The 22,383-nt window shown below is 63.9% G+C and carries 22 protein-coding genes; 7 read left to right on the top strand and 15 right to left on the bottom strand.

Going from position 1 to position 22,383, the window contains the following annotated elements:
* Window positions 1-254 precede the first annotated feature (254 nt).
* Window positions 255-1,130 carry a GNAT family N-acetyltransferase gene (locus tag JN279_RS10335; RefSeq protein WP_056577807.1) on the top strand — a complete coding sequence of 292 codons (876 nt, stop codon included), beginning with the start codon at window positions 255-257 and terminating at the stop codon, window positions 1,128-1,130.
* Window positions 1,131-1,221: 91 nt separating this feature from the next.
* Here JN279_RS10335 and JN279_RS10330 read toward each other — a convergent pair whose 3' ends face one another.
* Window positions 1,222-1,854 (bottom strand): trimeric intracellular cation channel family protein, encoded by a 633-nt coding sequence (locus tag JN279_RS10330; RefSeq protein ID WP_096450254.1) that lies wholly within the window; start codon window positions 1,852-1,854, stop codon window positions 1,222-1,224.
* Window positions 1,855-1,955: 101 nt separating this feature from the next.
* The gene (gene grpE, locus JN279_RS10325; protein WP_096450256.1) at window positions 1,956-2,588 is read right to left on the bottom strand and encodes a nucleotide exchange factor GrpE; all 633 of its coding nucleotides are present in this window, start codon (window positions 2,586-2,588) and stop codon (window positions 1,956-1,958) included.
* A gap of 238 nt (window positions 2,589-2,826) precedes the next feature.
* Between grpE and JN279_RS10320 the strand changes: the two genes are divergently transcribed.
* Window positions 2,827-3,027 (top strand): hypothetical protein, encoded by a 201-nt coding sequence (locus JN279_RS10320; RefSeq protein WP_096450258.1) that lies wholly within the window; start codon window positions 2,827-2,829, stop codon window positions 3,025-3,027.
* A 90-nt stretch (window positions 3,028-3,117) separates the two neighbouring features.
* On the top strand, window positions 3,118-4,140 hold the full coding sequence (locus tag JN279_RS10315; protein ID WP_096450260.1) for a fatty acid desaturase: 1,023 nt from the start codon (window positions 3,118-3,120) through the stop codon (window positions 4,138-4,140).
* 39 nt (window positions 4,141-4,179) lie between these two features.
* On the opposite strand, the gene JN279_RS10310 is transcribed toward JN279_RS10315, so the two are convergent.
* The 7 genes from JN279_RS10310 to cysG all read right to left on the bottom strand — a co-directional run bounded on the left by JN279_RS10310 (window position 4,180) and on the right by cysG (window position 11,603).
* The gene (locus tag JN279_RS10310; RefSeq protein ID WP_013892983.1) at window positions 4,180-4,800 is read right to left on the bottom strand and encodes a DJ-1/PfpI family protein; all 621 of its coding nucleotides are present in this window, start codon (window positions 4,798-4,800) and stop codon (window positions 4,180-4,182) included.
* 184 nt (window positions 4,801-4,984) lie between these two features.
* Complete coding sequence (locus tag JN279_RS10305) at window positions 4,985-6,592, bottom strand: GMC family oxidoreductase (RefSeq protein WP_202352682.1); 1,608 nt, start codon at window positions 6,590-6,592, stop codon at window positions 4,985-4,987.
* 95 nt (window positions 6,593-6,687) lie between these two features.
* Window positions 6,688-7,221 carry a DUF934 domain-containing protein gene (locus JN279_RS10300; RefSeq protein WP_096450264.1) on the bottom strand — a complete coding sequence of 178 codons (534 nt, stop codon included), beginning with the start codon at window positions 7,219-7,221 and terminating at the stop codon, window positions 6,688-6,690.
* Between the two features lie 170 nt (window positions 7,222-7,391).
* Complete coding sequence (locus JN279_RS10295) at window positions 7,392-8,156, bottom strand: phosphoadenylyl-sulfate reductase (protein WP_202352681.1); 765 nt, start codon at window positions 8,154-8,156, stop codon at window positions 7,392-7,394.
* Window positions 8,131-9,801, bottom strand: a complete 1,671-nt coding sequence (locus JN279_RS10290; RefSeq protein WP_202352680.1) for a nitrite/sulfite reductase — start codon at window positions 9,799-9,801, stop codon at window positions 8,131-8,133. Before JN279_RS10290 ends, JN279_RS10295 begins: the two co-directional genes overlap by 26 nt.
* 45 nt (window positions 9,802-9,846) lie before the next feature.
* Window positions 9,847-10,140, bottom strand: a complete 294-nt coding sequence (locus tag JN279_RS10285; RefSeq protein WP_032931682.1) for a DUF2849 domain-containing protein — start codon at window positions 10,138-10,140, stop codon at window positions 9,847-9,849.
* The gene (cysG, locus tag JN279_RS10280) at window positions 10,137-11,603 is read right to left on the bottom strand and encodes a siroheme synthase CysG (protein ID WP_202352679.1); all 1,467 of its coding nucleotides are present in this window, start codon (window positions 11,601-11,603) and stop codon (window positions 10,137-10,139) included. The genes JN279_RS10285 and cysG overlap by 4 nt, the downstream gene beginning before the upstream one ends.
* On the opposite strand from cysG, the gene JN279_RS10275 reads away from it, so the two are divergent.
* The 3 genes from JN279_RS10275 (at window position 11,595) to JN279_RS10265 (ending at window position 14,429) form a co-directional block, all read left to right on the top strand.
* A complete protein-coding gene (locus tag JN279_RS10275) occupies window positions 11,595-11,834 on the top strand; it encodes a hypothetical protein (protein ID WP_202352678.1) in 240 nt (79 codons plus the stop codon). The two genes, cysG and JN279_RS10275, sit on opposite strands and share 9 nt — an antisense overlap.
* Window positions 11,835-11,975: 141 nt before the next feature.
* A complete protein-coding gene (locus tag JN279_RS10270) occupies window positions 11,976-12,425 on the top strand; it encodes a baeRF12 domain-containing protein (protein WP_202352677.1) in 450 nt (149 codons plus the stop codon).
* A 219-nt stretch (window positions 12,426-12,644) separates the two neighbouring features.
* Window positions 12,645-14,429 (top strand): cation:proton antiporter domain-containing protein, encoded by a 1,785-nt coding sequence (locus JN279_RS10265; protein WP_202352675.1) that lies wholly within the window; start codon window positions 12,645-12,647, stop codon window positions 14,427-14,429.
* On the opposite strand, the gene JN279_RS10260 is transcribed toward JN279_RS10265, so the two are convergent.
* Window positions 14,430-15,236, bottom strand: coding sequence for an AraC family transcriptional regulator (locus JN279_RS10260; RefSeq protein WP_202352674.1), 807 nt, complete (start codon window positions 15,234-15,236; stop codon window positions 14,430-14,432).
* 101 nt (window positions 15,237-15,337) lie between these two features.
* Between JN279_RS10260 and JN279_RS10255 the strand changes: the two genes are divergently transcribed.
* Complete coding sequence (locus tag JN279_RS10255; protein ID WP_202352673.1) at window positions 15,338-16,258, top strand: zinc-binding dehydrogenase; 921 nt, start codon at window positions 15,338-15,340, stop codon at window positions 16,256-16,258.
* A gap of 25 nt (window positions 16,259-16,283) precedes the next feature.
* On the opposite strand, the gene JN279_RS10250 is transcribed toward JN279_RS10255, so the two are convergent.
* From JN279_RS10250 to JN279_RS10230, 5 genes are all read right to left on the bottom strand, one after another.
* The gene (locus tag JN279_RS10250) at window positions 16,284-17,036 is read right to left on the bottom strand and encodes an SDR family NAD(P)-dependent oxidoreductase (RefSeq protein ID WP_096450280.1); all 753 of its coding nucleotides are present in this window, start codon (window positions 17,034-17,036) and stop codon (window positions 16,284-16,286) included.
* A gap of 62 nt (window positions 17,037-17,098) precedes the next feature.
* Entirely contained in the window at window positions 17,099-19,375 is a 2,277-nt protein-coding gene (locus JN279_RS10245; protein ID WP_202352671.1) for a transglycosylase domain-containing protein, read from the bottom strand.
* A gap of 373 nt (window positions 19,376-19,748) precedes the next feature.
* Window positions 19,749-20,129 carry a hypothetical protein gene (locus JN279_RS10240; protein WP_202352670.1) on the bottom strand — a complete coding sequence of 127 codons (381 nt, stop codon included), beginning with the start codon at window positions 20,127-20,129 and terminating at the stop codon, window positions 19,749-19,751.
* 113 nt (window positions 20,130-20,242) lie between these two features.
* A complete protein-coding gene (locus JN279_RS10235; RefSeq protein ID WP_244734512.1) occupies window positions 20,243-21,244 on the bottom strand; it encodes a hypothetical protein in 1,002 nt (333 codons plus the stop codon).
* 192 nt (window positions 21,245-21,436) lie between these two features.
* On the bottom strand, window positions 21,437-22,351 hold the full coding sequence (locus JN279_RS10230) for a hypothetical protein (protein ID WP_202352669.1): 915 nt from the start codon (window positions 22,349-22,351) through the stop codon (window positions 21,437-21,439).
* Window positions 22,352-22,383: the final 32 nt, after the last annotated feature.

The following is a 22,383-nucleotide window of genomic DNA, read 5'->3' as shown; positions in this document are numbered from 1 at the left end:
TCACCCAAAAGTGACCGCCATTTTGCAAGGGTGACATGCGTGGAAACAGGGACCTTGAGCGCTCCAAATGGGTTCGCGCAGACGAGACATGCCTCGGCTCTCCTCACCGAACGTAGCCGGTTGACCGTTTTCGCCAGCCGACGAAGTATTGCCCGCAACGCCGTATCACGGTACTGTCACAATCCTGTTGCACCTACACCGTATCCCCGTGCCAAGAGGGATGGCTCGAAGGAGAATCACTCGTGCATACAGTTATGCCGGAATGTGACACTCGGCCGAACGCCAGCAGCGCCTTGCTTGCCGGGCGTAATGTCGATTCCGTCATAAAAGGCGCAGCACTCGGCCGTATCGGCAATCTCGAAGTGCGGCTCGCACGCAACGAGGCCGAGATCGCGGCCGCGCAGGAAGTGCGTTACCGGGTATTTTACGACGAGCTTGGCGCCCGCAAGGACCTGTTCCAGGCGCAGGACCGTCGCGACGCCGACCGCTTCGATCCGCTCTGCGACCATCTTCTGGTCCTGGATACGACGCTTTCCGGCCCCGAACATCGCCGTATCGTCGGTACCTATCGCCTGCTGCGGCAAGAAATCGCGGCCACCGCCGGCGGCTTCTATTCCGAAGGCGAGTTCGAGCTGACCAAGCTCATCGCCCGTCATCCCGGCCAGCGCTTTCTCGAACTCGGCCGCTCCTGCGTTTTGCCGCAATACCGCTCGAAGCGCACCATCGAGGCGCTGTGGCAAGGCATCTGGGCCTACATCAATCACTACGAAATCGGCGTGATGACCGGCTGCGCGTCCTTCCATGGCACCGTGCCGGCCGCTCACGCGGAGGCGCTCACCTATCTCGCCCATCACTGCCGCACCAACTCCGCCTGGGACGTGCGCGCGGTTTCCGATCGGTACTGCTCCATGGATCTGATGCCGATCGAGGCAGTCAATGCCAAAGCGGCGATCGCGGCAATGCCGCCTCTGGTCAAGGGCTATCTGAGGGTCGGCGCCCGCATCGGCGACGGCTGCGTCATCGACCGCGAATTCTCTACGGTCGATGTGTTCGTGGTGATGCCGGTCAAGGAAATCGGTGCCCGCTACGTCAACTACTATGGCGGGGAAGCGCAGCGTTTCGCGGCGTGAAGGCAGTAGGCAGTAGGCAGTAGGCAGTAGTGAAGACGGTGCGATTCGTGCTTTTTGCCTACTGACTGATCCCTACCCACTAATCCCTCTCTCACGGAATATCTTCCGGCCTTCGTCCCGGCCGGCTCTTGTAGGACGGAAACGACCAGCCGAAACGCAGCGCGCCGCCGCGCACGGCGAGCGCCACACCGAAGCCGGCCAACCCCGAGATGATCTGCGGCAATCCGGCGACGTCGCCCAGTGTGAAGATCGCGGCGCCGGCCAGGGCGGCCGTCACGTAGATTTCCGGTCTCAGCAGCACCGATGGCTCGCCGGCCAGCAGATCGCGCAATATGCCGCCGAAAGTCGCGGTCAGCATGCCGGTGATGATCGAAACCACCGGCGAACCGGTGATTGCCAAGCCCTTTGCCGCGCCCATCACCGAAAAGGCGGCCAGCCCGATGGCGTCGAGCCACAGCAGCAGTTTGTAGCGGGATTCGACGCGATGCGCGGTGAAGAAGACCAGGACCGCCACCACGGCGCAGATCAGCACATAGTCGCGGTTTCCCACCCAGAAGACCGGCACATTGAGGATGAGGTCGCGAAACGTGCCGCCGCCAATGCCGGTGACGCTGGCCAGGAACAGGAACCCGATAATGTCGAGTTGCTTGCGCGACGCAGCCAACGCCCCGGTCGCCGCAAAAACGGCGACGCCGGCATAGTCGAGAAGGGCGATGGGATGCATGGAAGGCCAGGGCAGTAAGGGAGTAGGGCAGTATGTTTAACACGAAGCGGGAGAGTTGGGACGACCCCTATTCTCCCACTGCCCTACTGCCCAATCCCTAACTACGCATCCCTCTCCGCCTCGTCATTCACCGGCCCCGGCTCGACCGGCGCCTCGGCGGCGACTTTCGGGCCGCCCTTGGCGACGCCGACCATAGCCGGACGCAGCACCCGCTCGCCGATCGAATAGCCCGGCTGCACGACCTGGACCACGGTGTTGGCCGGGACATCGGGATTGGGCACTTCGAACATCGCCTGGTGGAAATTGGGATCGAACTTCTCGCCTTCGGGAGTAAGCTTCTTGACCCCGTGCCGTTCCAGCGCCGAAAGCATGGCGCGCTCGGTCAGGTCGACGCCTTCGATCAGCGCCTTGAAGCCGGCGTCGCCCGACGCCTTGGCCTCGGCGGGTATGGCGTCCAGCGCGCGGCGCAGATTGTCCGACACTGACAGCATGTCGCGGGCGAAATTCGCAACCGCGTAGGTGCGCGCGTCGTGCACGTCGCGCGCGGTGCGGCGGCGCAGGTTCTCCATCTCGGCCGCGACGCGCAGCGCGCGGTCCTTCAGCTCTTCATTTTCCTTCAGCAGCCGCACAAGCGCTTCATAGTCGCCGTCAATGCTGCCTTCCGTGCGCTCGGCATTGGCCTCGGCCGCCTCGGCTTCGCTGGGCGCGCGTTCGTCTTTTGCCTGGTCGCTCATCGCCGTTTCCCGTCATCTCGAATGGTATGGATTTTGTGCCCGATATCGAGGTTTGGCAGCCAAAAATCAAGGGGTAAGCGACCGTTTGGCCTTTGGCCCGACCTGAGCGGCGATCAACGGCGATATTTCGATTTTAATTCAAATTTTACCATGACTGCCGGCTTGGCTTGCCACAGAAGCGTGATGAGGGAACCATTCCCTTGCTGGAGGAGTTTCCGAGCCGACACAGGATTTTATAATGATGACCCGCGACAAGGCTGAAAAAGGAGAAAGGCTCGCCGCCGAAGTCAGGCGCCAGTTCGGTGCCGAGGCGATGACGCGCTTTCTGCGTACCTTGCCGGCTTTCCGTATCCAAGCCGATACTCACGACCGCTTCAGGCAATTGCTCGACCGCCTCGACCGGGTCGAGGACGAGGATACAGGCTGGCGGCGGCAATAATTCCCGTTGGGCGCTTACGCGACAATTACGCACAGTAATTCTGCGTGATGGTTGCCTTGCGGTGGCCACACGCCGCGCCTATGGTTCCTGATGAACATGATTTCCCCCGATGCGGCCGCCAACAGCAAGCGCGCCTGGCTGAAGATTCTGGCGCGCTACAAGAAGCCAGACCGGCGGCGCAGCGCCATCGAACTCGCCATCACCCTCATTCCGTTTGCCACGCTCTGGGCACTGTCCTCGGCGGCCTATGCCTATGGCCATTGGTGGGGGCTGATCCTGATCCTGCCGGCGGCCGGGTTCCTGGTGCGCATCTTCATGATCCAGCACGATTGCGGCCATGGCTCTTTCTTTGCCAATCGCTACGCCGACGACTGGATCGGCCGCGCGCTCGGTGTCCTGACGCTGACGCCCTATGATTGCTGGCGGCGCGCGCACGCGACACATCATGCCAGCGCCGGCAATCTCGACGAACGCGGCATGGGCGATATCAGGACGCTGACCGTTGCCGAATACCGGCAATTGTCCTGGCGCGGCCGCCTCGCCTATCGGCTCTATCGCCACCCGCTGGTGATGTTCGGGCTGGGGCCGATCTGGCTGTTCATCTTCTCGCAAAGGCTGCCCATCGGCATGATGCGCGGCGGCCTGACGCCCTGGGTGTCGTCGATGACCACCAACCTCGCCATCGCGCTTGCGGCAGCCATTCTCATCTGGGCCGTCGGCCCCGGTGCGTTCCTGGTTGTCCATCTGCCAATCGTCATTCTCGCAGGCTCGGCCGGCATCTGGCTGTTCTACGTCCAGCACCAGTTCGAGGAGACGGAATGGGCAAAGGACGACGACTGGGAGTTCCAGCATGCCGCCCTGCACGGCTCGTCCTATTACGACCTGCCGCCGGTGCTGAACTGGTTCACCGGCAATATCGGCGTCCACCACGTGCACCACCTCTCCGCCAAGGTGCCGGGCTACCGGCTGCAGGAGGTGCTGCGGGATTATCCGGAGCTGCGCGGTATCGGTCGCGTCACGCTGCTCGACAGCTTGCGCTGCGTCAAACTGGCATTGTGGGACGAGAACCGCCGCAAGCTGGTGTCGTTCCGCGAAGCACGGGCGGCGTTGTAGAAAGACTGCCGCGCCATGGCGCGGCAGCTTGCCACCGGATCAAGCCGCCTGGCGCTCGTCGCGCATCAGGATCTCGCCATGGCGGATCTCGGTGCCCAGCACCTTCAGGCATTCGCGGATGAAGTTGGACAGGCCAGGCCAACCCTTGGCTGAAACGAGATTGCCGTCGACATGGGCACCGGTCGGGGCGACGTCGATGTAGATGCCGCCGGCCAGCGTCACTTCCGGCTCGCAATAGTGCAGCGCCGCCACTTCCCTGCCCCGCACTACGCCGTCGACCGCGATCAGGATCTGTACGCCATGGCAGATGGTGAAGATCGGCTTGCCGGCCTCGTGGAAATGCCGCACCAGCGCCTGCACCCGCTTGTCGATACGGATGTATTCGGGACCGCGCCCGCCCGCCGCGTAGACGGCGTCATATTTGGCCGGGTCGACCTCGGAGAACGTCTTGTTGAGGATGTAGTCGTGGCCGAGCTTTTCCGTGTAGGTCTGGTGGCCTTCGAAGTCGTGCAGCGACGTCTTCAGAACATCGCCCGCCTTCTTGTCCGGGCAGACGACATGGACCGTGTGGCCGACCGCATGCATGGCCTGTTCAAAGACGAAAATCTCATACTCCTCGCTGAACTCGCCAACGAGCATCAATATTTTCTTGCCAGCCATTCCCGGTTCCTCCCTTGTGGCTATATTTATTTCGGGTCGCGAAATAATGTTCCCTATCCTAGGGGCAGGACGGTTAAAGGGAAAGCTCAAATCGCCAAATTGGTATGACCAGTTTTCCGCATTCTTGACCGAAGGCCGTTCCCGGCAGGCGAAAACAGCCTCGCTGGCTCGACCAGAGCCGCAGTCAGGCGGCCGCCTTGATCATGTCCGCCGCCTTCTCGGCAATCATGATGGTCGGCGCGTTGGTGTTGCCGCCGATCAGGGTCGGCATCACCGAGGCGTCGACGACCCGCAAGGCCTTGAGCCCGTGGACCCGCAATTGCGGATCGACCACTGCCATCTCGTCGACGCCCATCTTGCAGGTGCCGGCCGGGTGATAGATCGTGTCGGCGCGGGCACGGATGTGCGACATCAACTCCGCGTCGCTCGAAACACCGGCGGTGTAGATTTCCTTGTGGCGATATCTGGCCAGCGCCGGCGCCTCCAGGACGCCGCGCATCATCCTGGCCCCCTTGAGCAAAAGTTCGGCGTCGCGTTCGTCCGAAAGAAAGCGCGGATCGATGCGCGGTGGTGCCATGGGATCATGGGTCGACAGCCCGACCTCGCCGCGCGAATGCGGCCGCAGCACGCAGACATGGCAGGAAAAGCCATATCCCATATGCAGCTTTCGGCCATGATCATCCACGATCGCGATGCAGAAATGCAGTTGCAGGTCGGGCCGTTCTATCGCCGGATCGGACTTGAGGAAGGCACCGCCTTCGGCATAGGGCGTGGCGATCATACCGCCGCCATCTCTTCGCCAGCGCAGAATGTGCCGCAGCAGGCCAGGCAGGCCGCGCACTCCGATGCCCATCATGTCGGCATCCCTGGACGTCCAGCCCATGATGAAATCGAGGTGGTCTTGCAGGTTCTTGCCAACGCCGGGCAGCTCATGAATGACCGGAATACCATGCATGGCAAGCTCGGCAGCCGGGCCGATGCCCGACAGCAAGAGGAGCTGAGGCGAACCGAAAGCGCCACCACAGACGATCACCTCGCGCCTGGCTTTCGCGACGGCTTCGCCCTTCCCCGCGCGATACCGCACGCCGGTGGCGCGCTTGCCATTGAGGATGACCGCCGTGGCATGCGCTCCGGTGATGACGGTAAGGTTCGGCCTGTTCATGACCGGTTGCAGATAGGCAGCGGCCGCCGAACAGCGCTCGCCATTGCGGCGTTCACCCCAGAATTGCGTCACCTGATAGAGCCCGGCACCTTCCTGTTCGACGCCGTTGAAATCATCGTTGCGGCGGATCTGGTTTTCGCCGCAGGCCTCGACAAAGGCCCGGGAGAGCGCACGAGGCTCTTGCTGCTCGGCAACCCGCAGCGGCCCGTCACCGCCATGCAGGGCATCAGCGCCGCGTTGGTTGCCTTCCGCCCGCCGGAAATAGGGCAGCACCTCGTCCCATGACCAGCCGTCACAGCCGAGGTCGGCCCATTCGTCATAGTCGCCGCGGTGCCCGCGCGTATAGAGCATGGCATTGATGGCGCTGGATCCGCCCAGCGCCTTGCCGCGCGGCTGAAAACCCCTGCGGCCGTTGAGACCCTTTTGCGGCACCGTCCGGAAGGCCCAGTTGTTGATCTTCGGCCGTCCCGGCAGCAGAGCGATGATGCCGGCCGGCGCGCGGATCAACAGGTTCTTGCCCTCGCCACCGGCTTCGATCAAGCAGACCGTCTTCGATGGATCTTCGGAAAGCCGCGCGGCAAGCGTGCAGCCGGCGGATCCGCCACCGGCGATGACATAGTCGAAATCCATGATCTTCTCCTCCCGCCCGGCGGATGTTTCCGTCCGGACAGCCAAGAGAAGGCCTGATCAGAGCTGATGTAAAGACGCGCGCGATTACCGCTGCGTCAGCTCTTGCGAACGCGCCGCCAGGAATATTTGGGGCCCTTGGGCTCCGGCACGGCGGTTGGCTGGTAGTAAAGCCCCAGCCCACCGGTGTGGCCCTCTTCCAGGCGCTTCAACAGCACCGGATTGGAGATCTCGAACTCGTCGAAGCCCAGCCGCAACATATGCGGCAACGGATCGACCAGCACCTGGCCGGTAGCGCGAACGGCGCCTTCAAAGTGGTAGCGGCTGCGCAGCAGTTCAGCCTTGGAGAAGGAGCGCCCATCGCTGAAGGCCGGGAAGACCAGCGCCACCAGCGACAGCTGGTCGAGCAGGTCCGCTATCTTCTCGAGCTGATCGCCGGGCTGCAGCACCACGCCGAGCCGCTCCTTGGCGGACCGGCGCACCTCTGGATCAAGGCCGAGGAATGCCTGCAGCGGCAGGATGAAGCGGCCATTGCCGGAAAGCGCGTCGGCACTTTCGGCATGAGCCCATTCGTCCTCGCGAAAACCCTGCGGGGTCCAGAGCCGGGTCTCCGCTGTCGTCGTTTCAGTCATCAAAAATTCCTAAAAATTCGAAGAAGCTCGGAGCGCGTTGAGATTCAGGTCAGGCCGTGTCGAAAATGGCTGATACCGAGAACCGGAGCGGAGCGTACTTGAAGTACGTGAGCACCGGAAGCGCAGGTATCAGCCATTTGCAGGCCGGCCTCACCTGGATATCAACCCGCCTATAGCGATGCGTCGGTCAGCGACACTTCCAGCCCCGACAGGTGGATGCCGCACTCGGTCTTGGCGTGACCGGCCCAGCGGCCGCTGCGTGCATCCTCACCCGGCTGCACCGGTTGCGTGCACGGGAAACAGCCGATCGAGAGATAGCCATAGGCGACCAGCGGATTTTCGCGCAGTGCATGGGCGCGCATGTAGTCGGCCTGGTCCGAGGTTGTCCAGTGCGCCAATGGATTGATGCGGATGCGCGCGCCGACCGCCTCGAACACCGGCAACGCCGCCCGCGTCGAGGCCTGGAAGCGCTTGCGGCCGGTGAACCAGGCACGAAACGGCGCCACGCCACGCGCCAGCGGCTCGACCTTGCGCACGTCGCAGCAGGCGTCGGTGTTGCTCTGGTGCAGATTGCCCGTCGGGTCGATCCGCTCGAGCGCGGCTTCCTCGGGCTTGATCACCTGGATGTTGGTCAGCCCGAAATCGGCGACGAGCGCGTCGCGATAGCCGAGCGTCTCCTCGAAATGCTTGCCGGTGTCGAGGAAGATGACCGGCAGCGTACGGTCGATCTCGGCGATCATGTGCAGCAACACCGCCGAGTCCGCCCCGAAGGACGACACGGCGGCGATCTCGTCGTGAAACAGCTCGCGGGCCGAGCGTTCGATGATCTCGAGCGGCTTCAGATGGCCATAGAGCGCGTCGAGCCCCGCCGCCTTGGCGGCGACGCCGTCATCGACGTTGGCGATGTGGTCAAGCGGCCTTGGTTTCGCCAGCATAGAGCGCCTCCTTGAACGGCGCGGGACCGACACGGCGGTAGGCGTCGATGAATTTTTCCTGTGGGTCGAGCCGGAGGCCGAGATAGGTCTCGACGATCTGCTCGATGGCGTCGGTGATCTCTTCCGACGAGAAGCCGCGGCCGATGATCTCGCCGACCGACGTGTTTTCGTCGGCCGAACCGCCCAGCGTCACCTGATAGAGCTCGGAGCCTTTCTTCTCGACGCCGAGTATGCCGATATGGCCGACATGGTGATGGCCGCAGGCATTGATGCAGCCGGAGATCTTCAACTTCAGTTCGCCGATCTCGCGCTGGCGTTCCAGCGAGGCGAAACGTTGCGAGATTTCCTGCGCGATCGGGATCGAGCGCGCGGTGGCCAGCGCGCAATAGTCGAGGCCGGGGCACGAGATGATGTCCGATATCAAATTGGAGTTGGCCGTCGCCAGCCCGATATCAACCAGCGCGTCATAGACCGCCTTGAGGTCGGCGCGCGCGACATGCGGCAGGATCAGGTTCTGCTCATGGCTGACGCGCAGTTCGTCGAAGGCGTATTTCTCGGCGATGTCGGCGACCGCTTCCATCTGGCTGTCGGAAGCATCGCCCGGCACCTCGCCGATGCCCTTGAGCGAAATCGTCACCGCCGCATAGTCGGGATGGCGGTGCGTCACCACATTCTGGTCGAGCCACTCCGAGAAACCCTTGGAATCGAGACGCGCCAGCTTGACGGCCTGGTCGCCTTCCGGCCGATCGGCGAGCGTTGGCGGTGCGAAATAGGCTTCGATGGCGCGGATATCGGCGTCCGGCAGCTTCAGCTCGGCGTCCTTCAACTCCTGCCATTCGGCCTCGACCTGGCGGGTGATTTCCTCGACGCCGGTCTCGTGCACGAGGATCTTGATGCGTGCCTTGTACTTGTTGTCGCGGCGGCCATAGAGGTTGTAAACGCGCAGGATCGCCGTGCAGTAGGACAGAAGGTCGGCTTCCGGCAGGAAGTCGCGGATCTTCCGCGCCACCATCGGCGTGCGGCCCTGGCCGCCGCCGACATAGACGGCGAAGCCAAGCTCGCCGGCGGCGTTCTTCTTCAGGTGCAGGCCGATATCGTGGGTCTGGATGGCGGCGCGGTCGCGCTCGGCACCCGTCACCGCAATCTTGAATTTCCTGGGCAGGAACGAGAATTCCGGATGCACCGACGACCATTGCCGCAGGATCTCCGCATAGGGGCGCGGATCGGCGACCTCGTCGGCGGCGGCACCGGCGAAATGGTCGGCGGTGACATTGCGGATGCAGTTGCCGCTGGTCTGGATCGCGTGCATCTCGACGCTGGCCAGATCGGCGAGGATCGCCGGAATGTCCGACAGCGCCGGCCAGTTGAACTGGATGTTCTGGCGCGTGGTGAAATGGCCGTAGCCCTTGTCGTATTTGCGGGCGATGTGGCCGAGCATGCGCAGCTGCTTGCCGTTCAGCGTGCCGTAGGGCACCGCGATGCGCAGCATGTAGGCGTGCAGCTGCAGGTAGACGCCGTTCATCAGCCTGAGCGGCCGGAACTGGTCCTCGGTGATTTCGCCGGACAGCCGGCGCTGGACCTGGTCGCTGAACTCGGCGACGCGGGCCTGGACAAAATCGTGGTCGAACTCATCGTAACGGTACATGCTTCGTCTTTCAGGGCGCGTCCGCCCGTTTCACTCAAATCCTGGCTATGCCGCCCGCTCGGCCTGCTTGCCGAGATCGCCGCGGATGGTCGGGCCGGCGGCGCGGATCTTTTCACGCAACCGCACCGGCTCAACGACACCGTCGACGACTTCCGCGTCGATCAAATTGACATCGACCACTTCATTGTCGGCATAGGCCTTGGCGCCGATCGCCTCCAGGCGGTCCTCGGCTGCCTTGTCATGGGCAAGGTCGGCCTGGCCCACGGTCTCGGCCCAGCCGCCGTCGGCGTACCAGACGGCGATGCCGTCGGTCAGGCGGTTGGCGGTGAGTATCTTCATGGCTGAACTCTCTCAGTGGCGGCTATGGCCGCGCCTTCATGTCCCAAATCGTCATGCCTGTGTGCCGCGAGCGGCTCGGACCGTTCAAAATTGGCGCCGGCGACCGCATCGCCGATGATGGTCATGACCGGCCCGGAAAGATCGCCACGCGCTTCCAGCGACGGCAGATCGGCCAGCGTGCCGTGGAAGCGGCGACGGTTGGCCAGGCTGGCATTCTCGACCACGGCCACCGCCGTGTCTGGCGACAGGCCGGCCTCGATCAGCCGGCCGGCGACTTCGGCCGCCACCGAGCGGCCCATATAGACGGCGACGGTGGCGCCGGAAATGGCGAGCTTGGCCCAGTCGGGCAATGAATTTCCCTTGAGATCGTGGCCGGTGGTGAACACCATCGACGACGACACGCCGCGCAAGGTCAGCGGCAGTTCGAAATCGGCGGCGGCGGCGAAGGCCGCGGTGACCCCCGGAACCACTTCATAGGCGATGCCGGCATCGCGCAATGCGGCCATTTCCTCGCCGGCGCGGCCGAACACCAGCGGATCGCCCGACTTCAGCCGCACCACGCGCTTGCCCTGTTGGCCGAGCTCGACCAGCAGCGCGTTGATCTCGGCCTGGCTCTTGGTGTGGCAGCCCTTGCGTTTGCCGACCGGAAGGCGCTCGGCGTCGCGGCGGCCCATGGCAACGACCGCCTCCGGCACCAGCGCGTCGTGGACGATGACATCGGCTTCCATCAGCAGGCGATGCGCCCGCAACGTCAGAAGATCCTCGGCGCCGGGGCCGGCGCCGACCAGGGCGATGTGGCCCGAAGCCGGTGCGTTCGACAGCAGCAGATCGACGGCCGCGTCATGCGCCTGCGACAGCTGGCCGGCTTCCACGGCATGGGCAGGCGCACCCTGGAAAAAACTGCTCCAGAAGCGCCGGCGGGCATTGCCTTTCGGCAACAATTTCTCGGCGGCGCCACGCAGTGAAGCGGCGAGCGTCGCCAGCGAACCGAGCGATGGCGACAGCATCTGATCGATGCTGCTGCGCAACAGCTGGGCAAGCACCGGGCCCGCACCTTCGGTGCCGATGGCGATGGCGACCGGCGCGCGGTTGACCAGCGCCGGGGTGAAGAAATCACAGAGCTCTGGCCGGTCGACGGCATTGACCGGGATGCCCAGCCGGCGCGCGTCCGCAGCCACGCGACGATCAAGCGCCTCGTCGCCGCTGGCGGCAAACGCCATGACCGCGCCTACCAGCTGCGAGGCATCGTAAGCTGCCGCAACGTGGCTGGCGCCGGACTGAGCGATGAAGGCAAGCAGCTCCGGCTCGGCATTTTGCGCGATGATGCGCAGCACCGCACTCGACTGTCCGATCAGCCGCGCCTTGGCCAGGGCCTCATCGCCACCGCCGACGATGGCCACGGCTTCGCCCTCGACCCGCACGAAGACGGGAAAGGCGTTGAGCTTGGGCACGGCATGCGGCATGAGATAAGCAATCCGGGAACAGGTTGGCAGTTTTACGCCCGGGCGCGAAAAACCAGAAGCAAAGCACTCGCGCATCCTGTGATGGCAGGCAATCGCTTTTTCGCAACTGCGAAAGGCAGGAGAAAAATATTCCACATCCAGGGTGCGGACGGATTCAAGCCGCTGAAGCGGGCCTTGATTTCAGGTCTTTCTAGCGACCTGCCCCTTATTTCGCAAAACAGTTTTTTCTAATTTCTACCAATTCAGTAGATTAAAGTCACCAACTCAAAGATCCCGAATTCAACCGCCGGGCGGCACCGCCGTAGGGGGGTGGAACGTTGCCGGGTTGAAACGCGTTCCGAAGCGTAGCCATTCATCAAAAGGAGCGCTTTCATGGACACGATCAAACTGAAGCACGGCATCTGGGTCCTGGTGGCCGACGGCGAAAAAGCGCTCTTGCTGAAGAACGCCGGCGACAACAAGTTCCCAAATCTCGAAGTCGTGCAGATAATGGAACAGGAGAACCCGCCCACTCGTGAACAGGGAAGCGACAGCCCCGGCCGGTACAATGATGGCCCGTCCGTGCACCGCAGCGCCGTCGAGGATACCGACTGGCATCGGATCGGCAAGGAACGCTTTGCGGACGAGATCGCGGCCCGCCTCTACAAGCTCGCTCATGGCGGTGAGTTCGACAGCATCGTGCTTGTCGCCCCGCCGATGATGCTTGGCGCCATGCGCAAGAAGCTGCACAAGGAGGTCGGTGACAAGGTGACGGCTGAAATTCCAAAAACCATGACCAACCACGCCATCTCCGAGATCGAGGCCTTTCTGCAAGCGGCCTGACCGCGCGACGGGTCTCCTTATCGGGGCGAATGCCACAGCGGGCGCAAACCGGGCCGGCGGCCTCTCGGCCGCCGGCCAAGCATTTTGTCGCCCCACCGTCGATTTTCACACCCGTTGCGGGTTGCATCACCGTCACCCCTTCCACCATATTGCAAAACAGGCGGCGGCTTCGGGCGGCGCAAATCCGACATCCCCAGCTTGAAAGGCGCTCCATAGACAATGCCGCATGACACGCCCCTTATCGCCACCATCGTCGCCGGTCTGGGGCTGGCTTTCGTCTTCGGCGCTCTCGCCAATCGTTTCCGCATTCCGCCGCTGGTCGGCTATCTCGTGGCCGGCGTGCTGGTCGGGCCGAACACGCCGGGTTTCGTCGCCGATGCCGGCCTTGCCAACGAGCTGGCGGAAATCGGCGTCATCCTCTTGATGTTCGGCGTCGGCCTGCATTTCTCGCTGAAGGATTTGCTGTCGGTCCGGGCCATCGCCGTGCCCGGCGCCATCGTCCAGATCGGCTTCGCCACGCTGCTCGGCGTAGGGCTTGCCTGGATGCTCGGCTGGTCAATGGGCGCGGGTCTGGTGTTCGGCCTGGCGCTGTCGGTCGCCTCGACCGTGGTGCTGCTGCGCGCGCTTCAGGAACGCCGGCTGATCGAGACCGAACGCGGCCGCATCGCCGTCGGTTGGCTGATCGTCGAGGATCTGGCCATGGTGCTGGCGCTGGTGCTGCTGCCGGCCCTTGCCGGCGTGCTCGGCGGCCAGGAACAGGCGGACATGCACACAAGCGGCCTGCTGTCGCTGCCGGCCAGCTACGGCATCTGGGGCGTCGTCGGCATTACGCTCGCCAAGGTCGCCGCCTTCGTCGTCGTCATGCTGGTGGTCGGCCGCCGAGTCATTCCGTGGATCCTGCACTACGTCGCCCATACCGGATCCCGCGAACTGTTCCGGCTGGCGGTGCTGGCCATCGCACTTGGTGTCGCTTTCGGCGCGGCAAAACTGTTCGGCGTTTCGCTGGCGCTCGGCGCCTTCTTCGCCGGCATGATCATGAGCGAATCCGAACTCAGCCACCGCGCGGCCGAAGAATCCCTGCCGCTGCGCGACGCCTTCTCGGTGCTGTTCTTCGTCTCCGTCGGCATGCTGTTCGACCCGTTGAGCCTGTTCAGCAACGGCCTGCCGATCCTGGCGACACTGGCCATCATCGTCATCGGCAAGTCGCTGGCCGCCTTCGTCATCGTCGTCGCCTTCGGCTATCCCCTGGCCACGGCCCTGATGATTTCGGCCAGCCTTGCCCAGATCGGCGAATTCTCCTTCATCCTGGCCGAACTCGGCGTCGGACTGAAACTTCTGCCCGAACAGGGTCGCGACCTGATCCTGGCCGGCGCCATCCTGTCGATCGTGCTCAACCCGCTGATGTTCCTGGTCATCGACTGGATGAAACCATGGCTCGAGGCCCGCGCCGCCCGGACGGCACCGCCGGCCGACGCCAAGCCGGTCGGTCCGGCGACCGAACCCGGTCAGGTGGCCTCGGTTGCCGCGACATCCAAAAAGGAAGACGGCCCACCGCCCAGGACGGCGCTCACCGGCCACGCCATCCTCATCGGTTACGGCCGCGTCGGCGGCCTGGTCGGCGCGGCGCTGAAAGAAGCAGCCCTGTCCTTCCTCGTCATCGAGGATGCCGACAAGACGCTGGCCAAACTGAAAGCCGACGGCGTCGAGACCGTCGCCGGCAATGCGGCCAACGCCGAAGTGTTCGCCGCCGCCAATCCCGAAGGCGCCAGCCGGCTGATCCTCGCCATCCCCAATGCGTTCGAGGCCGGCCAGATCGTGCTCAGGGCGCGCTCCGCCAATCCCAAGATCAACGTCGTCGCCCGCGCCCATTCCGATGCCGAAGTCGAGCACCTCAAGGGGCTCGGCGCCAACACGGTGATCATGGGCGAACGCGAAATCGCGCGCGGCATCGTCGAAGAGGTGCTCGGCCACAAGCCATTCGCGATCGAACCGTCCGCCGCCTGATCACGCCACGAACGCGGAACCGCCATTGCGTGCGATGCTGCTGAGATACTGCGCGGGAGGCTTGCCGAGTGCCTTCTTGAACATGGTGATGAAGGCTGTGACGGACTCATAGCCGAGATCGCCCGAAACCCGCTGGACGCTGGCACCCGAAGCCAGTTCCCTGATCGCAACGATCAGGTGCAATTGCTGGCGCCACCGGCCGAAGCTCAAGCCGGTCTCCTTGACGACGAGGCGGGCAAGACTGCTCTCGCTGAGCGCGAGACGACTGGCCCACTCGGCCAACGTGCTGCGGTCAGCCGGGTCCTGCGCCAGCACTTCTGCGATCCGCCGCAAGCGTGGTTCGGAGGAGATCGGCAGATGCAATTGCTGGATAGGCATATCGGGCAGTTCGGCGAGCAGGATGCTTCCCAGGAAAGCGCACCTCGCATCGTCAGGCGCACAGTCAGACAGTTCGATGATGAGCTCGCGCAGCAGCGGCGAGATCGAAAGCGTGCAGCACCGATCCGGCAGCTCGGCCGCGCCCGGCTCGATATAGACGAAGAAAATCCGCGCGTTGGCCGTCGCGATGTTGCTGTGCTGCATGCGGCTTGGCACCCATACGCCGCAATGCGGCGGCACCATCCACAAGCCGCTGGGAACGCGGCAGGTGACGCCGCCGCCAAGCGCGAAGACGAGTTGCCCCTTGCGATGCCAATGATCCGACACCTCGGCCTTGGTCTCGGTGACGTCAACGCGCACGGCGATCGCCGGAGCAGGGATGTCATCGACGTCGAAATCGAGCCATGGGTAGCGGAGAGGCTGTCGCATGATGCCCGCTTTTAGCGATCAATTGCCTTTATATCTAGATTACTCGACGGCGTAAATCGATAGGCTCGGGCCGTTCTCGCCATTTGGCCAAGGAAGACCCCATGCTCGCCCTCACCATCTCCTCCGACAATGCCGCCAGGCTGAAGCTCACCGAAGTGGACGAGCCACGTCCTTGCGCGAACGAGGCTCTGGTCGCCGTCCGCGCAACCTCGTTGAACCGCGGCGAACTGCGCCTGCTCGCCATACGTCCGGACGGCTGGATACCTGGCCAGGATGTGGTCGGGGTCGTCGAACGGGCGGCAGTCGATGGCTCCGGGCCGACCGTGGGCACAAGGGTCGTGGCCCTGGTCGACGAGGCCGGCTGGGCCGAACGGGTCGCGGTTCCGACCGACCGTCTCGCCGTCCTGCCGGATGAGATCGGCTTCGTCGCGGCGGCCACGCTTCCTGTGGCCGGCACGACGGCGCTGAGGACCTTGCGCCATGGCGGTGACCTCGCCGGCCTAAAGGTGCTGATCACCGGCGCGAGCGGTGCGGTCGGCCGTTTCCAGATCCAGATCGCCCGCGAACAAGGCGCCTCGGTGACCGCGATCGCCGCCGCCCGGCACGCCGGGGATCTGCGAGATCTCGGAGCCGAGCAGGTGGTCGAGGCGATCGAACTGGCCGAAGGGCCGTTTTCATTGATCACCGAGTCCGTTGGCGGTGAAAGCCTCGCCCACGCGATCGAACGCGTCGCGCCCGGCGGGACCATCGTCATGTTTGGCTCAAGCAGTGGCGAACTCACGCCGGTAGGCTTTCGCCAGTTCGTTCCGGGCCATGAGGGCGCGAGGCTTCAGACCTTCGCCTACTACACGTCCGGCTCGGGCATCGGCGCTGATATTGCCGCGCTGCTCGCCCTGGTCGCGGCAGGACAGCTGGAAACCCGTGTCGCCTTGACCGTGCCATGGACTGACATCGCTCAGGCCCTGGACGCCCTGCGGCAGCGCAGCTTCAGCGGCAAGGCTGTTCTCACCATGGCCGGATGAGCAGGCCCAGCCGAAGTCGGCTTGCTCACACGTGCTGGCCGCCATTGATGTGGATTTCCGAGCCGGTCACATAGGAGGCCTGCTGCGAGCACAGGAAGAAGATGATGTCGGCGACCTCCGCCGTGGTGCCGAGGCGCCTGAGCGGAATCGTCTCGACGATCTTTTCCGTACCTGGCGACAGGATCGCCGTGTCGATCTCGCCAGGCGCAATGGCGTTCACGCGAATGCCGTGCGGGCCGAAATCATGTGCCATCTCGCGCGTCAGCGAGCCGAGAGCCGCCTTCGATGTCGCATAGGCGGTGCCGGCGAAGGGATGCACCCGGGTGCCGGCGATCGAGGTGACGTTGACGATCGATCCCTTGGCCGCGGCTAACTCTTTGAACAACCCCCGCGCGAGCATGATCGGCGCGAAGAAGTTGACCTGGAACACGTCGCGCCAGACATGCATCGGCGTATCGATCGAGTCCATGCGGCTGTTGCCGTCCTTGAGCTTGGGCGAAATGCCGGCATTGTTGACCAGCGCGTGCAGCTGACCGCCATGCGCTTCCAGCCGGTGGCGGATCTCAGAGACGGCGACGCCGACATCTTCCTGGTCGGCGAGGTCGACCTTGATGTGGTCCTCGGGGCCTGCCGGCCACGGGCAATCCTCGGCAAAGGCCTGGCGCGAGCAGGTGATGACGCGCCAGCCTTCGCGCGAAAAGCGCTTGACCGTGGCATGGCCGATGCCGCGGCTGGCGCCGGTCAGCACGATGGTTTTTCTGGTGTCGCGTTCAGCCATGTCAGATCTCCGGGCGGAGATGTAGCGGAACGCCGTGGCGCTGGCGAGAGGCGAATTACCGCTCAGCCGCCGCCCAGAATATCCAGGATCGAGGTCTGCTTCTTCTTCTTCAGCGGACCGCCAACATTGCCCGGCGGCACGGGATGGCCGACCGAAGCGGTGGTGCCGTCGTCCGCCGGCATGTTGAAGCCATCGGCATCGACGGTCTGGGCAGGCCGCGCCACGCGGGCCTGCGCTTGGGCCGCCGGCGCGGCTGCCTGCGCTGACGGCGCCTGCTGGCCAACCGACGCTGAAGGAACCGGCGCCGGCTGGTTGTTGTCGGCGGACGGTATGTCGTCGGGCACGATCGTATCGGCCGGCGTCGACTTCCAGGTGCCGGGCAGCGGCCGCACCGGCACGCCTTCATGTGCGGCAACCATGAATTCATGCCAGGCCTGCGCCGGCAGCGCGCCGCCGGTGACCTTCTTCATCGCCGTGCCGTCATCATTGCCGAACCACACGCCGGTGGTGAGATTGGCGGTGTAGCCGACGAACCAGGCATCGCGCGAATTCTGGCTGGTGCCGGTCTTGCCGGCCGACGGCCAGGCAAAAGCCGCCTTCTTGGCGGTGCCGATCTCGACGGTGCCGGTCATCATCGAGTTCATCATGCCGACGATCTCGGGTTTGACCACACGCGGCGCGCTGCCGCCGCTGCTGTCATAGAGCACCTTGCCCTCGGCTGTCGTGATGCGGCGGATGAAGTGGATGTCGGGCTTGTAGCCGCCATTGGCGAACGGAACATAGGCCGAGGTCAGCTCCAGCGGCGTCACTTCCGAAGTGCCGAGCGCGATCGAGGTGTTGGCCTGCAGCTCGGACTGGATGCCCATGCGGTGCGCCGCCTCGACGACGGCGTTCGGCCCGACCTCCATAGTCAATTGCGCGGCAACCGAGTTCAGCGACTTGGCCAGCGCCGTCGCCAGTGTGACCTTGCCAAAGTACTTGCCGCCGTAATTGTCGGGTGTCCAGTTGCCGATCCTGATCGGCGCATCGTTGCGCGTGCTGTCGGGCGTGCGGCCGGCTTCGAGCGCCGCCATATAGACGAACGGCTTGAATGCCGAGCCCGGCTGGCGGCGCGCTTCCGAGGCGCGGTCGAACTGGCTGGTCGAATAGTCGTAACCGCCGACCATGGCGCGCACCGCGCCGGAATCGTCGATCGACACCAGGGCGCCCTGGGTGACGTTGAGCTTCTTGCCGCTTTCATCGATCAGCCGGCGGATCGACTGCTCGGCAAGCTTCTGCAGGTTCAGGTCGACGGTGGAGTCGATGACGATGTCGCCGCGCACGTCGCCGATCAGGTCGGGCAGTTCTTCCATGATGGTGTCGGCGACATAGTTTTCCGAACCCGTCCAGTAGGACGGCGAACGCGTTGCGGGAGCGCTGAGCGCCGTCTTCAGCTCCTTGTCGCTGATCTTGCCCTCTTCGCGCATGGCGGCGAGCACGAGCTGCGAACGCTCCTCGGCGGCCTTCGGATCGCGCGCCGGCGACAGCCGCGACGGCGCTTTCAGCAGGCCGGCAAGCAGGGCTGCTTCCGAGAGCGTGACGTCCCGCGCGCTCTTGCCGAAATAACGTCGCGACGCCGCCTCGACGCCATAGGCGCCGGAGCCGAAATAGACCCGGTTGAGGTACATTTCGAGGATCTGGTCCTTGGTGTGCTTGTGCTCCAGCCACAGCGCCAGCAGCACCTCCTGCACCTTGCGCTCCAGCGTGCGGTCGGGCTTCAGGAACAGGTTCTTCGCCAATTGCTGCGTCAGCGTCGAACCGCCCTGCGAGAAATGCCCGCCAAGCAGGTTGGTCACCATGGCGCGCGACAGGCCGATCGGGTCGACGCCGAAATGCGAATAGAACCGGCGATCCTCGATCGCGATGACGGCTTCGGGAATGTAGGGCGACATTTCGTGCAGGCCGACTGCTTCGCCGCCGCTCATGCCCCTGTTGGCGAGCAACTGGCCATCGGCCGAGACGATCTTGATGTTGGGGGCGCGGTCGGGGATCGACCAGGTCGTGGCCGCCGGCATCTTGGCGCCGTAGTAGACGACGACGCCCGCCACCGCGATGCCGCCCCAGATGGCGAGCACGAAGCACCAGTAGAACAGCCGGCCGAGCACGCCGAACAGGCCGCGGCGGCTTCTGCCACGCCCGCCGCGCGACGATTTCGCCTTCGACGATTTGCGTTTTGCGGAGGCTTTGCGGTTGCTCGGCACGACGCGGTCCTCCTCGCTCACCGAAAGGCCCGTCTGGGATCGCGCCTGTGACGGTCCCTCGAAACTGGGCTCGATGCGGCTGTCTCTGCGGTTCGCCATGCCTTGCGCTTGCTATCCCCGGTGCTAACGGCGTCCGGGTTGAAGAGTAGATGCGGCGGTTTAAAGGCGGGTTAAGTCGGAAAAATTCAAGGCGATTGATAATCAAATGCCTGGGGTCCGGCAGTTAGTGCGCAGTTGGCGCTCTGTTCGAGGCCCCTGATTTTGGCGCTGGTAAACGGTCGCGGCCGCCGCGATGGAACAATCCTCGCCGTGGCATTTTGTCCAGGGCGCCAAGGCCCGAACCATTCTCAACCGCGACCCAGGCAGTCGCGGACATGTTCCACCTTAGGGCGCGATCGCAAATGATCGCGGCTTCGCGTCCGACCGCGGCCCCAAATCACCCGTCACCAGGTGGTCACCTGGTGGGCATGCGTCAGCCAATCGCCGCACGGACCGAGAGGGCTGCCCTGGACGATTGCATGACCTCGCCGACATGGCAGTAGCAGACGATCTCGTGCAGTTGGTGGTCGGTCAACTCGAAGAAGCGCTTGGCTTCGCCATAAGTGTCGTCTTTCAGACCCTCGTCGCGCAATATGGGGTCCGTGAAGGCAACCGCTATCGGCGAGCCATCGCCTCGCATGACATCGCGCTCCGGCAGCGCACGGTATTCGGTTCCGGCAAGCGCGGTCAGGAGCCGGCTGGGCTCACGTTCAAGAAGCTCGGCCCAACGTACGAGACGTTGGGTTCGGCTCATTACCGGCTGTGTGTTGACCTCGGCCACTGCATGCAGTTGGTCCAGTGTTTGGTGTTTCATGGCAACCTCCTAGCACTAGGTTGGTTGACCCCAAACGCCCTGTATCGACATCATAGCGCCGAAGCGTCGATCCGTCATTCTAATTCCATGTCGGGGTAGTCGCGCTTCCGGCACTACGCCAATGCAATGGCCCCGCTTTGCCGGCAATTTTCAACTCCACCGAATATCGACGACAACGCGAAAAAGGCCAGCGTCTGCTCCTCGCAGGTCACCGCCACGACGCTGTTCGACCGGTCGATGTCGAGGCCCTTCGGGCCGCCTTCCTCGGGGCTGGCCCGGCCGCGCAGGAAGGTTTCCTCGTCGAGCACGGTGGCCGAGCGCGCGGGCGCGCCATGCCCGCTCCAGTCACCGTCGCCGGCATAGACATGCACCATCCGGCTGCCGGCGTCGGCGACGAGGATGTGCCGGTCGTCGCTCGTGAAGCGCACGCCATGCGGATAGCCGGCGTGCTGCAGGACGCCGGCGGGTTCGGTGCCGGGTCCAAGCGAAGCGGACATGCAGTAGAGTTTCACATCCTGGGTGCCGTGGCTGCTGACCGCGATCCAGCGGCCGTCATGGCTGAGCGCAATGCCGTCCGGTATGTCCAGACCACGCTCCAGCAGCCGCTGGTTGCTCGTCGTGCGATAGCCAAGCCATCGATTGACCACGTGCCGGGTAACCAGATGCGTGTAATTGTTGCAGACCAGCAGGCTGACGCGACCGCGCGACTCCCGCTTGACGGCAATCGAACCCGGCGAATTCAGCTTGCAAAGCCGCCTGCCCTTTACCCGGCGAATGGCTGATATCTCGAGGCTCTGGCCAGCCGGTTCTTCGCGCGGCAGGCTGAAGATCGCAACCAACCCATCGCGGTTGGCGATCGCCAGGGTGCGGTCATCGATGAAATCCAGGCCATGGATTTCGCTCATATCGTCTGATGTCAGCTCCATGAAATCGTGAAGCGTAACGACTGGACCATCGGATCCGGCCTCGATGTCGATGCGCAGAACCAGCAAGCGCTTGCGCGCATAGCCGGCAATCGCCAGCAATCGATTGTCCGGTGAAAAGCGCAGATCCTCGGTGCGTCCAATCGCCGAAAGCGCCGCCCGCACCGCCGCATTGGCCTTGAAGGCGATCACGGGGATTGTTCGTGGTGCGCCCTGAGGATCGAACGACGAAAGGGGTCGAGAAGTATCCAACTGTTCCCCGTCCATTGACGACTGTTGCCCCGTTTCGATGTTGCCGACTAAACCCACGGCGACCGCGGCGCTTCTATCGCTCGACGCTGCCCGCCATCTGGAAATCAAGCGACGTGACGAGCCCCGATCTGTTCAGATCGGCTCGAACGTCACATCCGGCTGGTCAGGACCCCCAACCTGTCGCAACAAGGCGACAAGATGCTCGCGCCTGTCAACCGGCTGTTTTCGCCAGTTTGAAGCGTTGGTGACATGCAGCCAGCCGTCAACCGACATGAAGAAATCCTCGTGCGGGTCATCGCCCTCGCCGAAGTGCAGCAACTTGTTTTCGGTAGATCTGACCCGTGCGGAATCGATCGAGCGGTAGAGCAGCGGCCAGTTGCCACCACCCGAATCCATATGGAATTTGTAGCTCGGCGCGAAATCCAGCCGCTGCCGCAACAGGCTTCCATCAAAAAAACAGAAGCCGGGCCACAGGAACCAGCCGCCCGGCGTCGGCGTATCGTGCCGCATACTGCCATAGACACTTTTGCCCTTCAGCCGGTCGCGGATTGAAAACGGTTCCGTCGGAAAGATGTCGTGGTCGATGAAGCCGAAGAGCTTCGGGCCAAAACCGGTCATGAAATTCCGCACGATCCAGTTGATCGCCTGGCCGTGCGATCTGCTGACCACCAGCCTATTCCTCGGCAACGAGACGTAGGGGACGTGCTGGCGACGGCAGAGGTCGCGGATTGCGTCCCTTGCTTCCTGCTTCTTGCTGTTGTCGAAGACGATGTAGCTCTCGTGCTCGGCCAGGTATCGGCGCACGAGATGGATTTGCCATGCGATCACATCAGGCCGGTTGAAGGCGACGCTGGCGACGATCGCGTTACGGAACGCTTGCTGTCGTCCCTGCAATTCGCTGACCGGCGCCGATGTCCTCAGGAAGCGAAAAGTCCGCCAGCGATAGCGCAGCAGCGCCTCGCGCCGTGGCGGCCGGTTAAGCCTCTCCCATTCCGCCACGGTAATCCTGGGCTGATCTTCGCCTGCCGGCGCATCGGAAGCCACCATGCCGCGCTCCTGCATCCTCAATATCGACGGCA

The sequence above is a fragment of the Mesorhizobium sp. 113-1-2 genome (assembly GCF_016756475.1).
Classification (GTDB): Bacteria; Pseudomonadota; Alphaproteobacteria; order Rhizobiales; family Rhizobiaceae; genus Mesorhizobium; species Mesorhizobium loti_C.
This window is presented reverse-complemented; position numbering and strand designations above follow the sequence as displayed.

Coding starts and splice junctions, on each gene's coding strand:
- JN279_RS10335 (WP_056577807.1), top strand. CDS start 255: ATGCCGGAATGTGACACTCGGCCGAACGCCAGCAGCGCCTTGCTTGCC.
- JN279_RS10330 (WP_096450254.1), bottom strand. CDS start 1,854: ATGCATCCCATCGCCCTTCTCGACTATGCCGGCGTCGCCGTTTTTGCG.
- grpE (WP_096450256.1), bottom strand. CDS start 2,588: ATGAGCGACCAGGCAAAAGACGAACGCGCGCCCAGCGAAGCCGAGGCG.
- JN279_RS10320 (WP_096450258.1), top strand. CDS start 2,827: ATGATGACCCGCGACAAGGCTGAAAAAGGAGAAAGGCTCGCCGCCGAA.
- JN279_RS10315 (WP_096450260.1), top strand. CDS start 3,118: ATGAACATGATTTCCCCCGATGCGGCCGCCAACAGCAAGCGCGCCTGG.
- JN279_RS10310 (WP_013892983.1), bottom strand. CDS start 4,800: ATGGCTGGCAAGAAAATATTGATGCTCGTTGGCGAGTTCAGCGAGGAG.
- JN279_RS10305 (WP_202352682.1), bottom strand. CDS start 6,592: ATGGATTTCGACTATGTCATCGCCGGTGGCGGATCCGCCGGCTGCACG.
- JN279_RS10300 (WP_096450264.1), bottom strand. CDS start 7,221: ATGACTGAAACGACGACAGCGGAGACCCGGCTCTGGACCCCGCAGGGT.
- JN279_RS10295 (WP_202352681.1), bottom strand. CDS start 8,156: ATGCTGGCGAAACCAAGGCCGCTTGACCACATCGCCAACGTCGATGAC.
- JN279_RS10290 (WP_202352680.1), bottom strand. CDS start 9,801: ATGTACCGTTACGATGAGTTCGACCACGATTTTGTCCAGGCCCGCGTC.
- JN279_RS10285 (WP_032931682.1), bottom strand. CDS start 10,140: ATGAAGATACTCACCGCCAACCGCCTGACCGACGGCATCGCCGTCTGG.
- JN279_RS10275 (WP_202352678.1), top strand. CDS start 11,595: ATGCGGCATGAGATAAGCAATCCGGGAACAGGTTGGCAGTTTTACGCC.
- cysG (WP_202352679.1), bottom strand. CDS start 11,603: ATGCCGCATGCCGTGCCCAAGCTCAACGCCTTTCCCGTCTTCGTGCGG.
- JN279_RS10270 (WP_202352677.1), top strand. CDS start 11,976: ATGGACACGATCAAACTGAAGCACGGCATCTGGGTCCTGGTGGCCGAC.
- JN279_RS10265 (WP_202352675.1), top strand. CDS start 12,645: ATGCCGCATGACACGCCCCTTATCGCCACCATCGTCGCCGGTCTGGGG.
- JN279_RS10260 (WP_202352674.1), bottom strand. CDS start 15,236: ATGCGACAGCCTCTCCGCTACCCATGGCTCGATTTCGACGTCGATGAC.
- JN279_RS10255 (WP_202352673.1), top strand. CDS start 15,338: ATGCTCGCCCTCACCATCTCCTCCGACAATGCCGCCAGGCTGAAGCTC.
- JN279_RS10250 (WP_096450280.1), bottom strand. CDS start 17,036: ATGGCTGAACGCGACACCAGAAAAACCATCGTGCTGACCGGCGCCAGC.
- JN279_RS10245 (WP_202352671.1), bottom strand. CDS start 19,375: ATGGCGAACCGCAGAGACAGCCGCATCGAGCCCAGTTTCGAGGGACCG.
- JN279_RS10240 (WP_202352670.1), bottom strand. CDS start 20,129: ATGAAACACCAAACACTGGACCAACTGCATGCAGTGGCCGAGGTCAAC.
- JN279_RS10230 (WP_202352669.1), bottom strand. CDS start 22,351: ATGGTGGCTTCCGATGCGCCGGCAGGCGAAGATCAGCCCAGGATTACC.